The sequence below is a fragment of the Acidovorax sp. NCPPB 3576 genome (assembly GCF_028473605.1).
In the GTDB taxonomy this organism is placed as follows: domain Bacteria; phylum Pseudomonadota; class Gammaproteobacteria; order Burkholderiales; family Burkholderiaceae_C; genus Paracidovorax.
In genome coordinates, this window is the sequence record NZ_CP097267.1 from 4,330,199 (window position 1) to 4,344,623 (window position 14,425).

General features: G+C 69.7%; 13 protein-coding genes and 1 tRNA gene. 6 read left to right on the plus strand and 8 right to left on the minus strand.

The window, feature by feature from the left end; all coding sequences use genetic code 11:
* Positions 1-31: 31 nt before the first annotated feature.
* From M5C98_RS19770 to M5C98_RS19800, 7 genes are all read right to left on the minus strand, one after another.
* The gene (locus tag M5C98_RS19770; protein ID WP_272549138.1) at positions 32-1,096 is read right to left on the minus strand and encodes an ABC transporter ATP-binding protein; all 1,065 of its coding nucleotides are present in this window, start codon (positions 1,094-1,096) and stop codon (positions 32-34) included.
* Positions 1,093-2,133: an ABC transporter ATP-binding protein gene (locus tag M5C98_RS19775; protein ID WP_272553351.1), complete on the minus strand. Its 1,041-nt coding sequence runs from the start codon at positions 2,131-2,133 to the stop codon at positions 1,093-1,095. The genes M5C98_RS19770 and M5C98_RS19775 overlap by 4 nt, the downstream gene beginning before the upstream one ends.
* Complete coding sequence (locus M5C98_RS19780; protein ID WP_272549139.1) at positions 2,133-3,059, minus strand: ABC transporter permease; 927 nt, start codon at positions 3,057-3,059, stop codon at positions 2,133-2,135. The genes M5C98_RS19775 and M5C98_RS19780 overlap by 1 nt, the downstream gene beginning before the upstream one ends.
* On the minus strand, positions 3,056-4,030 hold the full coding sequence (locus tag M5C98_RS19785; protein WP_272553352.1) for an ABC transporter permease: 975 nt from the start codon (positions 4,028-4,030) through the stop codon (positions 3,056-3,058). Before M5C98_RS19785 ends, M5C98_RS19780 begins: the two co-directional genes overlap by 4 nt.
* A 94-nt stretch (positions 4,031-4,124) precedes the next feature.
* Complete coding sequence (locus M5C98_RS19790; RefSeq protein WP_272549140.1) at positions 4,125-5,684, minus strand: flavin-containing monooxygenase; 1,560 nt, start codon at positions 5,682-5,684, stop codon at positions 4,125-4,127.
* Positions 5,681-6,670 (minus strand): LysR family transcriptional regulator, encoded by a 990-nt coding sequence (locus tag M5C98_RS19795; RefSeq protein WP_272549141.1) that lies wholly within the window; start codon positions 6,668-6,670, stop codon positions 5,681-5,683. Before M5C98_RS19795 ends, M5C98_RS19790 begins: the two co-directional genes overlap by 4 nt.
* 202 nt (positions 6,671-6,872) lie before the next feature.
* Entirely contained in the window at positions 6,873-7,748 is an 876-nt protein-coding gene (locus M5C98_RS19800) for an SDR family oxidoreductase (protein WP_272549142.1), read from the minus strand.
* Positions 7,749-7,827: 79 nt separating this feature from the next.
* On the opposite strand from M5C98_RS19800, the gene M5C98_RS19805 reads away from it, so the two are divergent.
* The gene (locus M5C98_RS19805; RefSeq protein ID WP_336298486.1) at positions 7,828-8,325 is read left to right on the plus strand and encodes a winged helix-turn-helix transcriptional regulator; all 498 of its coding nucleotides are present in this window, start codon (positions 7,828-7,830) and stop codon (positions 8,323-8,325) included.
* 135 nt (positions 8,326-8,460) lie between these two features.
* Here the strand turns inward: M5C98_RS19805 and M5C98_RS19810 are convergent.
* A tRNA-Met gene (locus M5C98_RS19810) sits at positions 8,461-8,537 on the minus strand.
* 124 nt (positions 8,538-8,661) lie between these two features.
* Here M5C98_RS19810 and M5C98_RS19815 point away from each other — a divergent pair.
* The 5 genes from M5C98_RS19815 to M5C98_RS19835 all read left to right on the plus strand — a co-directional run bounded on the left by M5C98_RS19815 (position 8,662) and on the right by M5C98_RS19835 (position 14,132).
* Positions 8,662-9,084: a hypothetical protein gene (locus M5C98_RS19815; protein WP_272549143.1), complete on the plus strand. Its 423-nt coding sequence runs from the start codon at positions 8,662-8,664 to the stop codon at positions 9,082-9,084.
* 112 nt (positions 9,085-9,196) lie between these two features.
* Positions 9,197-10,543, plus strand: coding sequence for a tRNA (N6-isopentenyl adenosine(37)-C2)-methylthiotransferase MiaB (gene miaB, locus M5C98_RS19820; protein WP_272549144.1), 1,347 nt, complete (start codon positions 9,197-9,199; stop codon positions 10,541-10,543).
* A gap of 11 nt (positions 10,544-10,554) precedes the next feature.
* Entirely contained in the window at positions 10,555-12,015 is a 1,461-nt protein-coding gene (locus M5C98_RS19825) for an ATP-binding protein (RefSeq protein WP_272549145.1), read from the plus strand.
* On the plus strand, positions 12,005-12,712 hold the full coding sequence (locus tag M5C98_RS19830) for a hypothetical protein (protein ID WP_272549146.1): 708 nt from the start codon (positions 12,005-12,007) through the stop codon (positions 12,710-12,712). Before M5C98_RS19825 ends, M5C98_RS19830 begins: the two co-directional genes overlap by 11 nt.
* Before the next feature lie 19 nt (positions 12,713-12,731).
* Positions 12,732-14,132, plus strand: a complete 1,401-nt coding sequence (locus tag M5C98_RS19835) for a sigma 54-interacting transcriptional regulator (RefSeq protein WP_272549147.1) — start codon at positions 12,732-12,734, stop codon at positions 14,130-14,132.
* Positions 14,133-14,425 lie beyond the last annotated feature (293 nt).

The window sequence follows — 14,425 nt, forward strand, 5'->3', positions numbered from 1 at the left end:
CGGGATACAGCGGGCAACGGGCAAATGCCGCTCAGCCATCGTTGAGATGGCAGGCGCTCTCGTGCCGCACGGCGATGCCGCGCAGCCGCGGCACCTCGGTGGCGCAGCGCGGCATGGCGTGCGGGCACCGGGGGTGGAAATGGCAGCCCGAGGGCGGCGAAATGGGGCTGGGGATCTCGCCGCGGATGGACGAAAAGCGCGTGCGCCGCGCGGCCACGCTCGGGATCTCGGCCAGCAGCGCCTGCGTGTAGGGGTGGTTGGGCCGGGCGAAGAGTTCCTCGACCGGCGCGCTCTCGACCACGCGGCCCAGGTACATCACCACCACGCGGTCGCACACGTGTTCCACCACGCCCAAGTCGTGGCTGATGAACAGGTAGGTCAGGCCCAGCTGGTCGCGCAGGTCCATGAACAGGTTGAGGATCTGCGCCTGGATCGACACGTCCAGCGCCGCCACGGCCTCGTCGCACACCAGCAGGCCCGGCTGCACCGCCAGCGCGCGGGCGATGCCGATGCGCTGGCGCTGGCCGCCGCTGAACTGGTGCGGGTAGCGGTGGCGCAGCGCAGGGTCGAGCCCCGCGCGGCGCAGCTGGGCGCTCACGTAGTCATCGAGCCCAGCGGCATCGGTCAGGCCGTGCAGCAGCGCCGCCTCGCCCACGATGCGCGAGACGCGCAGGCGCGGGTTCAGGCTGGCGAACGGGTCCTGGAACACCATCTGCGTGCGCAGCCGCGCGGCCAGCCGGTCGCGGTGGCTCAAGCCTTCCAGCGGGCGCCCGTCCACCCGCACCTCGCCCTCCGTGGCCGGCAGCAGCCCGGCGGCGATGCGGCCCAGCGTGGACTTGCCGCAGCCCGACTCGCCCACCAGCCCCACGACCTCGCCCGCATGCACCGCCAGGTCCACGCCATCGACCGCGTGGGTGACGACCGGCGCTTTGGAAAGGCCCAGGCGCCGCAGCGCCCGGCCCACGGGGCCCGGCGGCGGCTGCAGGCCGAAGCGCTTGGCCACGTCGCGCAGCTCCACCAGCGGCGGGGCGGCGGCAGTGACCGGGGTGGCGCCGCCAGGGCCTGGCGGCGAAAGAACGTCGCGAACCTCGTTCATGCCGAACCCTCCGAATCCCCGGGATGGAAGCACCGCACGGCATGCGCCGGGGCCTCGGCGCGCGGGTGCGTGATGGCCGGCGGCGTGCCGCAGGCCGCGCTGGCGCGCGCGCAGCGCGGCGCGAAGGCGCAGCCCGGCGGCATGTGCAGCAGCGACGGCGCCATGCCGGGAATCTGCCGCAGCCGCTCGCCGCGCCGGTTGGCGCTGGGCAGGCTGCCGATCAGGCCCTGGGTGTAGGGGTGCTGCGGGTGGTCGAGCACGTCGTCCACCGTGCCGTGCTCCACGATGCGCCCGGCATACATCACGGCGATCTCGTCGGCCAGGCCCGCCACCACCGACAGGTCGTGGCTGATCCAGATCAGCGAGGTGCCACGCTCGCGCACCAGCTTTTGCACCTCGGACAGGATCTGCGCTTGGATGGTCACGTCCAGCGCCGTGGTCGGCTCGTCGGCAATGATGAGGTCGGGCCCGTGCAGCAGCGCGATGGCGATCGCCACGCGCTGGCGCATGCCGCCCGACAGCTGGTGCGGATAGGCCCGCAGCCGGTCGTCGGGGCTGGGAATGCCCATCAGCGCCAGCGTGTCGCGCGACAGGGCGCGGGCCTCGGCGGTGGTGGCGCGGCGGTGCGCCTTCACGGCCTCGATCATCTGCGTGTCCACGCGCAGCACCGGGTTGAGCGTGGCCATCGGGTCCTGGAAGATCATGGCGATGCGGTTGCCCTGCAGCGCGCGCCGCTCGGCAGCCGGCAGCGTGGTGAGGTCGCGGCCCTGGAACAGCACCTGCCCGCCCTCCACGCGGCCGGGCGGATCGACCAGCCCCATGATCGAAAAGCCGGTGACGGATTTGCCCGAGCCCGACTCGCCCACCAGGCCCAGCACCTTGCCGCGCCCGAGCGTGAACGACACGCCGTCCACCACCGGCAGCACGCCGGCGCGGGTGTGAAAGCGCGTGCGCAAATCGCGCACCTCCAGCGTGGGGGCGCCGGCGGGCACTGCGGCAGCGGACGCCGGGATCGGGGAAGACGATACGGCGCCCATCATTTCTGCAGCCTCGGGTTGAGCACGTCGCGCAGCTGGTCGCCCACGAGGTTGATCGCGACGATGGTGAACAGCAGCGCCAGGCCGGGAAAGAAGCTGATCCAGTATTCGTTGGACAGCAGGTACTGGTAGCCGTTGGAGATCAAAAGGCCCAGCGACGGCTCGGTGATCGGCACGCCCAGGCCCAGGAACGACAGCGTGGCCTCCAGCGTGATGGCGCGCGCCACCTGCAGCGCGCCGATCACCAAGAGCGGCGGCAGGCAGTTGGGCAGGATGTGCCCGGTGACGATGCGCCAGCCGGGAATGCCCTGGCCGCGCGCGGCCTCCACGTATTCGCGACGCGCCTCCACCAGCGCCTGGCCGCGCGCCGTGCGGGCGTAGTAGGCCCACTCCAGCAGCACCAGCGTGAGCACCACGTTGCCCACGCCCTTGCCCACATAGGCCAGGATCATCAGCGCCATGAGGATGGTGGGAAACGACAGCAGCAGGTCCACCACGCGCATCAGCAGCGCATCGACCTTGCCGCCCGCATAGGCCGCCAGCAGCCCCACCAGCGTGCCGATCACCGCCGCCACCACGGCCGAGCCCACGCCCACCAGCAGGCTGATGCGCAGGCCGTACACGATGGCCGAGTACAGGTCGCGCCCCTGCCCGTCCGTGCCCAGCCAGTAGGTGAAGGTGCCCTCGGCGTTGGCCGCGCCGGGCTTCAGGCGCGCGTCCAGCACATCGAGCTGCATCAGGTCGTAGGGGTTCTGCGGCGTGATCCAGGGCGCGGCCAGCGCCGCGATCACCACCAGCGCCAGCACGGCCAGCGCGGCGGCGGCGGTGCGCGAGCGCAGGAAGTCCGCCGCCACGCGGTACCAGATCGACCGGTCGTCGAAGCCCCGCGCCACGAGGGCGTCGGGCGAAACCACAGGCTGCGTCATGCCGCGCCCTCCACCCGGGCGCGCGGGTCCAGCAGGCGGTAGAGCACGTCCACCACCAGGTTGAGCGTGACGAAGATCACCACCACCACCATCAGGTAGGCCACCACCACGGGGCGGTCCAGGCTGTTGATGCTGTCCAGGATCAGCTTGCCCGCACCGGGCCACGCGAAGATGCTTTCGGTCACCACCGCATAGGCGATGGTCGAGCCCAGCTCCAGGCCCAGCACCGTGACGAGCGGGATCAGCGTGTTGCGCAGCACGTGCATGCACATCACCCGCGCGGGCGACAGGCCCTTGGCGCGCGCGAACTTCACGAAGTCCTGCGGCAGCACCTCGCGCACGCCGGCCCGCGTGAGCCGCAGCACCAGCGAGATCTTGAACAGCGCCAGGTTGAACGCCGGCAGCGCCAGGTGCTGCAGGCCATCGAGCGTGAGGAACGACCACGGCACCCCGAACAGCTCCCGCGTGGCGCCACGGCCGCTGGCGGGCATCCACCCCAGTTGCACGCTGAACACCATGATGAGCATCAGCGCCACCCAGAACGCCGGCAGCGAGAAGCCCGCGATGCTGATTGCCATGAGCGCCTTGGACACGGCACTGTCCGGCCGCATGCCGGCGTAAAGCCCCAGCGGCACGCCCAGCACCACCGCCAGCACCAGCGCGGCCAGGGCCAGCTCCAGCGTGGCGGGCAGGCGCTGCAGGATCAGGCGCACGGCGTCTTCCTGGTACACGAAGCTCTTGCCCAGGCTGCCGTGCAGCGCGCCGTCGATGAAGGCCAGGTACTGGCGCCACAGCGGCTGGTCCAGCCCCAGGCGCGCGATGGCGGCCAGGCGCTCCTGCTGGTTCATGTCGTCGCCGATCAGGATGTCCACCGGGTTGCCGATGGCGTGCAGGCCCACGAAGACGATCACCGTCATGGCCAGCACCACCAGCAAGGCCTGGCCCAGGCGGCGCAGCAGCCAGCCGGTCATGGCCGCGGGGCCGCGGGCGGCCGCGAGCGCTTCAAGCAAAAAAGGCCTCCAGTGCAATATCCACTAGGGCATATCGCTATTATTTTCATAGCATTTATCGCGTGGCCTCCTGGGTGCGCTCGGGGGTGGCGGCGCTCGGGGCCGTGGCGGTGGGCGCAGCGCCCTCGGGCGCGTAGGCGGGAAACTCCGCCGGCGTCCATTCGTCGCCGTCCAGCTCGGGCTCTTCGTAGCGCTGCATGGCGGCGTAGTGCAGCGCGGCGTCGTCGGCCAGCAACCGCGCGGCCAGCCCCCGAGCCAGGCGCTGGGCGCCATCGCTGATCTGCGGGATGTCGCCCGCGCCCGCGCCCTGCGACAGCGCGCCGCCGTAGTTGAAGCAGTGCACGCGGTCCAGGCCCGGGCAGGCGCCAGGCGCCTTTTCCTGGAACTCGAACAGCGGCCCCAGGTCGGGCGAGGCGGCCAGCTCGGCATCGTCCTCGCCGGCCGGTGGCACGAAGCGGTCCTGCCACAGGCGCACGGCCGGTGCGAACGCGGCGAATTCCGGTCGCAGCGCCCAGTCAGTGCGAAAGCCGGTGCAGAAAATCACGAAGTCGGCGGCGAGCGGGCCCTTGGCGGTGTCCAGCCGCAGCGCGCCGTCGGCCCGCACGGAAGCGCTGCGCACGCCCGCGCCCAGGTGGAAGTGCGCATTGGCGTGGCGCGACACGCGCAGCGTGCTGCCGTGCGGCGGTGGCACCTGCTGCACGTTCAGGTAGTGGCGAAAGCGCCACTTCCATTCGTCCGGCAGCGACCAAAAGCCGTGCGCCATGCCGGGGTTGCCGGCGCCCTTGCCCTTGTTCACGCGCGGCAGCTCGGCGCGGCGCACCAGCAGGTCCACGCGCGCGGCACCGGCCTCCAGCGCCGTGGCGGCCGAATCCATGGCCGAGGCCCCGCCGCCCACCACCGCCACGCGCAGGCCGCGCAGCGCGGCGCCGTCCCACACATCGGCCGAGTGCGCCCAGCGGCCCGCCGGCAGCGCCCGCGCCCAGTCGGGCACCCAGGGGCCGCCCAGGCCGTCGCGGCCCGTGGCCAGCACCGCATGGCGGGCCAGCACGTGGTGGAGCGCGCCGCCGTTGGCATCGTCGGCCAGGTCGATCCGCACCAGGCCGTCGGCGCGCGGATGCACGGCCAGCACGCGCTGGCGGTTGCGCACGTCCAGGCCCAGCACGCGGCGGTACCAGCGCAGGTAATCCATCCACTGCAGGCGCGGGATCTTGTCGAGCGCCGCCCAGGCCGGCAGGCCGAACTGCGATTCGAACCAGGCGCGGAAGGTGAGCGCCGGCAGGCCCAGCGCGGGCCCGGTCAGCTCCTTGGGCGAGCGCAGGGTTTCCATGCGCGCGGTGGTCGCCCAGGGGCCCTCGAAGCCCTCGGGCGCACGATCGAACAGCGGTGCCTGCACACCCATGTGCGCCAGCGAGGCGCCCAGCGCCAGCCCGGCCATGCCGCCGCCGACGATGGCCACGTCCAGCACCGGCTCGCCCGCCTCGGTCAGCCGGGGCGGCACCCAGCGCCGCGCGGGCAGGCCCAGCCATTGCAGGTCCTGGCGCAGGCGCGCCTCCAGTGCGGCGAGCCCGGCGGGTGCGGGCGCGGGGGCGGAATCGGTGGGGTTGGCAATCGTCATTCGGAAACCTCGGAAGCAGTGGGGCCGGCATCGCCGCCGTAGAGCGCCTGCAGCAGCGCGGCATGGGCCTGCGGGGCGTGGTGCACGAAGCCCGGCAGCGTCCGGGCCGCCTGCAGCAGCGCATCCGCCACGGCCTGCACCTGCGGCGTGACGGGCTGCGCCTGGGGCGTGATGACCCCGAAGAAAAAAGGAATGTCGGTGTCCAGCGGCCGCACCGCCACGCCGTCACAGGGCAGGCCCAGCGCGGTCAGCGGCTCCAGCACGGCCACGCCCAGCCCCGCGCGCACGGCGGCCTGGGCGTTGACGGACGAATTGGTCTCGATCGCATCGCGGCGCGCCAGCCCCGGCTGGCCGACCTGGGCCAGCGCCCGGTCGATGCGCCCGCGCAGGCGAAACGGGTTGCTCAGCGTGATCAGGCGGCGCTCGGCCAGGGCCGCCAGCGGCACCACTGCCTGGGCGGCGAGCGGGTCGTCCTGCGGCAGCACGGCCATGCAGGCGGTCTGGGCGATCCAGTGCACCTGCAGCCCGCGGTGCTCCAGCGGCAGGCTGGTGGCACCCAGCTGCACCGCGCCCGTGAGCACGGCATGCACCACCTCTTCGGGCGAGGTGCTGCGCAACTGGATGGCGGCGCTGCCGGTGTGTGGCTCGGCCAGCCGCAGCGCCTGGGGCAGCAGGCCCACGGCCAGCGCCGAGGTGGCGGCCAGGCGCAGCGGGCGGGCCTCGCCGCGCGCGATCTCGGCGGCACGATCGCGGATCTGCCGCAGGCCGCCGAGCGCACGCTCCACGTCCTCGTACAGCAGAAAACCCTGCTCGGTCGGCGTGACGCGCGGGCCGCCGCGCACGAAGAGCGCATAGCCGATCTCGGCCTCCAGCTCCTGCAGCGAGCGGCTGACGGAGGGCTGCGAGCGGTCCAGCAGCCGCGCGGCCGCGGTCACGCTGCCGGTGGACATCACCGCGGCGAAGGCTTCGAGCTGGCGCAATTCCATGGGCTTGATTTCATGCGTTTTTTGAAATCATGACGCCCTTGCATGCGAAATACAAATACTTTGACCACATATGCAAATGCCGAAGGGGCGCAAGCGGGGGCTTGACGCGCACCTTCGGCCCTGCGGTCGGGAGGGTTTTTCGGAACTCAGGGCGGCTCCACACGAGCGCCCTGGGCGAGCCAAGACAGGCTCGCGACGGCTTTCAGGATTTCAAGGCTTCGGTCACTGACGCGGCCAGCGGCGTGGTCGGCCGGCCGATCAGGGCACTGAGCTGGCGTTCACCGTCGAACAGCCCCCCCCGCGCGGCACCCGCATCGCTGTCCGCCAGCATGTCCGCCACCGGCGCGGGCAGACCGACGCTCACCAGCAGGTCGCGGTACGCGGCCTCGGGCATGTCCCGGTATGCCAGCGGCTTGCCGGCCTGCCGCGCCACCTCCTGGGCGAGTTCGGCCCGCGTGTAGGCGCTGTCGCCCGCGAGTTCATAGATCTTTCCTGCGGGGCTGTCCGTGGCGGCCAGCACGGCAGCGGCGGCCGCTGCGTAGTCCGCGCGCGACGCCGAGGCGATGCGCCCCTCGCCCGAGCCGCCGACCAGCACCCCGCGGCCCAGCGCATCGCCGATGCCCATCAGGTTGTTTTCGGTGTACCAGCCGTTGCGCAGCAGCACGAACGGCACCCCCGATTCCTTGAGCAGCCCCTCGGTCGCCCGATGCTCCTTGGCCAAGCCCAGCGGGGACACGTCCGCATGCAGCAGGCTGGTGTAGGCGATCAGTTGCACCCGGGCCCGCGCCGCGGCCTGGATCACGTTGCCGTGCTGTGCGATGCGGCCGCCGACCTCGCTGGACGAGATGAGCAGCACGCGGTCGATACCCTGCAGGGCGGCGTCCCACGAGGCCGCATCGCCGTAGTCCGCCTGGCGCAGCTCGATGCCGGCGGGCAGCACGCCCCGGCTTTTCTCCACATTGCGCACCGAGGCCACGATCTGCGAGACCGGCACCCGCGTGAGAAGCTGCTGGATGACGAGGCGGCCAAGCTGGCCATTGGCGCCGGTGACGAGCAGGCGGGGGGAAGAAGTGGACATGCAGGAAACCTCTGGGTATGGATTGGAGAGGAGGTCTATATTAGGAACCACTCCAACTTCCACAAGAAGGCAGCTTTTCATGCCCTGGTTACCTGAAGCTCACCTCCCCGGCCCAGGCACCCCGGCTGCCCCCGAGGCCCTCGAAGCCCTGGCCAACACCCAGGCCTGGATGCGCGAGCGGCCCGACGGGCTGGACCTTGGCCAGTGCCCGGTGCGCGACGTGCTGGACCACATCGGCGACAAATGGACCACGCTGATCCTGCTGACGCTCGCCCCCGCCCCCTTGCGCTTCGGCGCCCTGCAGCGCGCCGTGCCCGACATCTCCAAGCGCATGCTGGCCCAGACCCTGCGGTCCCTGGAGCGCGACGGCCTGCTGACCCGGCACGTCTTTCCGACCAAGCCGCCCAGCGTGGAGTACCGGCTGTCGGCCCTGGGGCAGTCGGTGATGGTGCCGCTGTCGCAGTTGCTGCAATGGGCGGAAACGAATCACCGGAGCATCCGCAGTGCGCGGGAACGGTTCGATGGCGCGGCAGGGGTGCCGCGGCCGGCAGAGGCGGTGGAGGCGGCGATGGGATGACCGGACGGCCGCTTTCGTGGCGGCCCGGGCGTCGTTGCCCTGGGGCAAGGGATGGAGAAATCCTCGCCATCTCTGACCGACCATCGGCCCGAAAAAGCAAAAGGGGCTGCGTTTGCACGCAGCCCCTTTTTTGTTTGGTGGCGCTTCACGGATTCGAACCGCGGACCTGTGGATTATGATTCCATCGCTCTAACCGACTGAGCTAAAGCGCCTAAGCCCTCGATTATATCGCGACTTTTTTCGCTTTCAACCCTTTTCTTGTTCTGCCTGCCATCGCGGGCGGCGCTTCGACGGGCCTGCACGTAAAATCGCGCCCCCAGCCCCTGGATGTACACCATGAACCGCTGCCCCACTGCTCCGTTTTCCTTTCTCTTCGCGCCCTTGCTGGCGGGCGCCCTGCTCACCGGAGCGGTCTTGCCCGCCGCGGCCCAGGTGGTCGCGCCCTTGGGCGGATTGCGCACCTTTCCCGCAAATGCCCTGCGCGGCACGCTGGCCATCAACAGCACCGTCGATGCGCAGATCGATGGCAAGGCCATCCGCATGGCCCCCGGCATGCGCCTGCTCAGCCCGCAGAACACGCTGGTCATGGCCCATACGGTGATCGGGCAGAAGTTCACGGTGAACTATGTCATCGAGGCCAGCACCGGCATGCTGCTGACGGCATGGATCCTCAGCAAGGACGAGGCGGCCCAGCCGCGCAAGGGTGCGGCAGCGACGGACCGCAACTTCATCTTCGAATCCGAGATTCCCAAGCGATAGGCCCTCGCGCCGCCAACGCTGCGGCCGCTGGACGCCCCATCCCTTTTCAGCCGCACGACCGGCCCCGCCCGCCATTGGCCGCGGGCAGCGTTATCGACACCAGAGATTCCCCATGAGCAAAAAAGTCTTCATCAAAACCTTCGGCTGCCAGATGAACGAGTACGACTCGGACAAGATGGCCGACGTGCTGCATGCCGCCCAGGGCTACGAGCCCACGCAGAACGTGGACGAGGCGGACCTGATCCTCTTCAACACCTGCTCGGTGCGCGAGAAGGCACAGGAGAAGGTTTTCAGCGACTTGGGACGCATCAAGCACCTGAAAGCGCGGGGCGTGAAGATCGGCGTGGGCGGCTGCGTGGCCAGCCAGGAAGGCGCCGAGATCATCAAGCGCGCGCCCTACGTGGACGTGGTGTTCGGCCCGCAGACGTTGCACCGCCTGCCCGAACTGCTGGCCCAGCGCGACCTGCAGCGCCGCCCGCAAGTGGACATCAGCTTTCCTGAGATCGAGAAATTCGACCACCTGCCGCCCGCGCGCGTGGAGGGCGCCAGCGCCTTCGTCTCCATCATGGAAGGCTGCAGCAAATATTGCAGCTACTGCGTGGTGCCCTACACGCGCGGCGAGGAAGTGAGCCGGCCGTTCGACGACGTGCTGGTCGAGGTCGCCGGGCTCGCCGACCAGGGCGTGAAAGAGATCACGCTGCTGGGCCAGAACGTGAACGCCTACCTGGGCAAGATGGGCGACACGGCGGAAATCGCCGACTTCGCGCTGCTGCTGGAATACGTGGCCGACATTCCGGGCATCGAGCGCATCCGCTACACCACGAGCCACCCCAATGAATTCACGCCACGCCTGATCGAGGCCTATGCGCGCATCCCCAAGCTGGCCAGCCACCTGCATCTGCCGGTCCAGCATGGTTCCGACCGCATCCTGATGGCCATGAAGCGGGGCTACACCGCCATGGAATACAAAAGCACCGTGCGCAAGCTGCGCGCGATCCGGCCGGACCTGGCGATGAGCAGCGACTTCATCGTCGGCTTCCCAGGCGAGACCGAGGAGGACTTCCGCAAGATGATGAAGCTCATCGACGACGTGCACTTCGACAACAGCTTCAGCTTCATCTTCAGCCCGCGTCCGGGCACGCCCGCCGCCAGCCTGCACGACGACACCCCGCACGAGGTGAAGCTGCGCCGCCTGCAGGAGCTGCAGGCCGTGATCAACGGCAACATCAAGTCGATCAGCGAAAGCCGCGTGGGCACGGTGCAGCGCATCCTGGTCGAGGGCGCGTCCAAGCGCGACGCCAACGAGCTGATGGGCCGCACCGAATGCAATCGCGTCGTCAACTTCGTCGGCCAGCCGCGGCTGGTCGGGCAGATGGTGGACGTGGCCATCACCGAAGCGAAGGCCTACACCCTGCGCGGCGAGGTGGTGGTGGTTGGCGAACCCGCGCTGGCGCACTGAGGCGCATGGGCGTGGCGTTCGCAATGCGCTTCCTGCGCCGGCAGCAAGGGGTGGCGGCGCTCGGCGGCCTGTCGTTCCAGCAGATGATGCTGCTGGCTTTCCTGCTGATCGCCGGGCTGCTCGGCGCCAGTTCGCTGCGGGCGATCTTCACGCTGGAGCAGTTGATGGGCCAAAGCCGCAACGGCGCGGCCGAGGCGATCCAGCTCAACGCATCGGCGCAGAGCCTGAACGGACGCAGCCAGACGCTGGAGCGCGCCGCGCGCCAGTCGCTGGTGCTGGCCGACAAATCGCTGCGCAGGCGGTTCGACGAAGTGTCGCGCGAGGCGCGCGACATCCTGCAGCGGCTGGAGTCCAAGGGCCTGCCGCCGGACCTGCCCAACCAGTGGCGCAAGCATTTGGGCGAGGTCACTTCGCTGTTGGACGGGCCCGCGGCCCTGTCGCTGGAGAACGAGCGGGTCGTGGCGGCGCTGTTCCTGGAGCTGGATGCGCTCAACGGCACCATCGCCCAGACCGTGCAGGACATGAACGCGCAGCGCAGCACCGCCCTGCTGGAGAAGATCGAGGCCAGCCGGCGCGAGGTCACGCACCAGGTGGTGGGCGTGATCGTGCTGGCGCTCGCCCTGGCGCTGGGCTTCGGCATCTGGCTCGCGCGGCCGTTCAAACGCATGGAGCACGCCATCCGCCTGCTGGGCGAGAACGATCTGTCGCAGGCGGTGGACCTGTCCGGCCCGGTGGACATCCGCCGTGTGGGGCAACAGCTGGAATGGCTGCGCATGCGGCTGCTGGAGCTGGACGCCGACAAGGCCCGCTTTTTGCGGCATGTGTCCCATGAACTCAAGACACCGCTGGCCTCGATGCGCGAAGGCGTGGCACTGCTGCAGGACGGCGTGACGGGCGAGCTGACCGAAGGCCAGCGCGAGGTGGTGGACATCCTGCACCAGAACACCCTGGTGCTGCAGGGCGAGATCGAGGCGCTGCTGCGCTTCAACGCGGCGGCGTTCGAGGCGCGCCAGTTGCGCCGTGCGGAGACCGATCTGCTCGCGCTCATCGAAAGCCAGGTGGAGGCGCAGCGCCTGCACTGGCAGGCCAAGAAGCTCGACGTGGTCGTGGAAGGCGCGCCGGTGACGCTGCAGATCGACGCGGAAAAGATCGCCCCGGCGGTGAGCAACCTGCTGTCCAACGCCATCCGCTTTTCGCCGCGCGGTGGAACAATTCGGATCACCTTGTCACGTTTTCCCGACCGGATTCGCATCGATTTCGCGGACGACGGCCCCGGAGTGCATGAGAATGACCGCTCCCGCATCTTCGAACCGTTTTACCGAGGTGTACGCCAACCCGAGGACGCCGCGCGCGGCACGGGCATCGGCCTGTCCATCGTCCAGGAATACGTGAGTGCCCACGGCGGCCACGTCACCCTGGTGGAAGACGGCGAACACACCCCCTTCCGCATTGAATTGCCCCATGTCTCCTGATTTCCCGTCGCTCTCCGTCCCGCGAGCGGTCTTCGGTGCGCGCGGCGCCGGGCCGGCCGGCCTGCTGCTGGCGGTGGCCCTGCTGAGCACGGGCTGCGCCAATCCACCGCCGGTGGTGACGCCACCGCCGCCGGTGGAGGTACCCGCGCCCGCGCCACCGCCACCGAAGGAAGAACCGGACGATCCACCGGCCCCGGTGTCCGAGCCGGCCATCAAGGACAACGGCAGCCAGCGGCCCTCCGTCCCGCGGCAGATGCTGCAGTACGCGGACAAGGTGCGCAGCATGGGCACGGCGGAACTCGCCGCCGAGATCACGCAGCTGTCCAACGCACAGCCGCAGTCGCCTGAAAAGCCGCTGCAATTGGCGATCGTGCTCATGCACACGCGCCAGGCACCCGACACGGCCCGCGCCCTCGGGCTGGTGCAGCGCGTGATGGCCGACACCACCGCGCCCGCGCCGTCGCTTCATCCCCTGGCCCGCCTGCTGGAAGGCCGGCTGCTGCAGCAGCGCCGGCTGGAAGACCAGCTGGACCGGCAGAACCAGCAACTGCGCGATGCCCAGCGGCGGATCGACCAGTTGAACGACCGGCTGGAGGCCATGCGCGCCATCGAGCGCAGCCTGAACGCGCGTCCCGGCGGCGTCAACGACCCCGCCAAGGGCGCGCAACCCCCTCCCGCCGCAGAACCCCAACGCTGACCGCCAACCGATCGCCCCCATGAAAGCTTCCACCGGACACCGCCAACGCATTCTCGTGGTGGACGACGATGCCGACATGCTGCGGCTACTGTCGCTGCGCCTGCAGGGCGCAGGCTACGAGGTCACGGCCGTGACCTCGGCCGAAGCCGCGCTCGCGCAGCTGGACATCGACCGCCCCCAGCTCGTGCTGAGCGATGTTCGCCTGCCGGGACGCGACGGCCTGGCGCTGTTCGACGAGGTGCGCTCGCGCCACCCTTCGCTGCCGGTCATCCTGCTGACCGCGCACGGCACGATTCCCGATGCGGTGGAGGCCACGGCGCGCGGCGTCTTCACGTACCTCACCAAGCCCTACGACGCCAAGGACCTGCTGGACAAGATCGCCCAGGCCCTGGCGTTCAGCACGCCCACGGCGCAGACCACGCGCGCCGACGACGCTTGGCGCGCAGAGATCGTCAGCCGATCCAACCGCATGGCGGACCTGCTGGCCGAGGCCCACATGGTGGCGCAGTCGGACGCCAGCGTGCTGCTGCTGGGCGACAGCGGGACCGGCAAGGAATTGCTGGCACGCGCCATCCACCGCGCCAGCCCGCGCGCCAGCCGGCCCTTCGTGGCGGTCAACTGCGGCGCCATTCCCGAGGCCCTGCTCGAATCCGAACTGTTCGGCCACATGAAGGGCGCCTTCACCGACGCGGTGACCAACCACAAGGGCCTGTTCCAGGCGGCCGATGGCGGCACGCTGCTGCTCGACGAGATCGGCGACATGCCGCCCGCCTTGCAGGTCAAGCTGCTGCGCGTGCTGCAGGAGCGCGCCGTGCGCCCGGTGGGCGCCAGCCAGGCGACGCCGGTGAACGTGCGCATCATCTCGGCCACCCACCGGAACCTGGAAACGGCCATGGCCGCCGCCCAATTCCGGGAAGACCTGTACTACCGCCTGAACGTCGTCACGCTGACGCTGCCCACGCTGGGTGACCGGCGTGAAGACATCGCGCTGCTGGCCAACCATTTTTTGGACAACCTGGCCCGCAAATACGACAAGCGCCTGTCCGGCTTCTCGCCAGAGGCGTTGAAGGCCCTGACCACCGCCGCCTGGCCCGGCAACGTGCGCCAGCTTTTCAACGTGGTGGAGCAGGTCTGCGCCCTGTCCACCACGCCTTTGGTGTCGCTGGGCCTGGTGCAGCGCGCACTGCGCACGCCTTCGGCTCAGGTGCTGAGCTTCGCCGAGGCACGGCAGCGCTTCGAGCGCGAATATCTGGTGGACCTGCTCAAGATGACGGACGGCAATGTCGCCGATGCCGCCCGCCTGGCGCAACGCAACCGGACCGAGTTCTACCGGCTGCTGCAAAAGCATGCGCTGACCCCCGGGAATTTCAAAGCCGATGCGGGCACGGCAGACGATGTCGCCGATGAGCGACAGGACTAAGTCGTTGATTTAAAAGGAAATGTGGTTTCCGACCCAGGGACGGGTCGCTGAATCCCGACAGATTCGGCCGTTTTGAGGCGGTTTTGCTGCGCCGCACAACCACTTACAGACCAAAAACGTCGTAAGTCTTTGATTTAAAAAGACTTTTAGAAGCTGGCACAGGGTTTGCCCTATAGACCGGCATGACGCAAGAAATTTCCTCCTCTACCGCCCGCCCAGCGCACCGCGCTGATGCGAACCGGACACCTGCCGCAGGAGTGGCTGCAGGACAGCCACCGGCGCAGGCATCCCAG

Coding starts and splice junctions, on each gene's coding strand:
- M5C98_RS19770 (WP_272549138.1), bottom strand. CDS start 1,096: ATGAACGAGGTTCGCGACGTTCTTTCGCCGCCAGGCCCTGGCGGCGCC.
- M5C98_RS19775 (WP_272553351.1), bottom strand. CDS start 2,133: ATGGGCGCCGTATCGTCTTCCCCGATCCCGGCGTCCGCTGCCGCAGTG.
- M5C98_RS19780 (WP_272549139.1), bottom strand. CDS start 3,059: ATGACGCAGCCTGTGGTTTCGCCCGACGCCCTCGTGGCGCGGGGCTTC.
- M5C98_RS19785 (WP_272553352.1), bottom strand. CDS start 4,030: ATGACCGGCTGGCTGCTGCGCCGCCTGGGCCAGGCCTTGCTGGTGGTG.
- M5C98_RS19790 (WP_272549140.1), bottom strand. CDS start 5,684: ATGACGATTGCCAACCCCACCGATTCCGCCCCCGCGCCCGCACCCGCC.
- M5C98_RS19795 (WP_272549141.1), bottom strand. CDS start 6,670: ATGGAATTGCGCCAGCTCGAAGCCTTCGCCGCGGTGATGTCCACCGGC.
- M5C98_RS19800 (WP_272549142.1), bottom strand. CDS start 7,748: ATGTCCACTTCTTCCCCCCGCCTGCTCGTCACCGGCGCCAATGGCCAG.
- M5C98_RS19805 (WP_336298486.1), top strand. CDS start 7,828: ATGCCCTGGTTACCTGAAGCTCACCTCCCCGGCCCAGGCACCCCGGCT.
- M5C98_RS19815 (WP_272549143.1), top strand. CDS start 8,662: ATGAACCGCTGCCCCACTGCTCCGTTTTCCTTTCTCTTCGCGCCCTTG.
- miaB (WP_272549144.1), top strand. CDS start 9,197: ATGAGCAAAAAAGTCTTCATCAAAACCTTCGGCTGCCAGATGAACGAG.
- M5C98_RS19830 (WP_272549146.1), top strand. CDS start 12,005: ATGTCTCCTGATTTCCCGTCGCTCTCCGTCCCGCGAGCGGTCTTCGGT.
- M5C98_RS19835 (WP_272549147.1), top strand. CDS start 12,732: ATGAAAGCTTCCACCGGACACCGCCAACGCATTCTCGTGGTGGACGAC.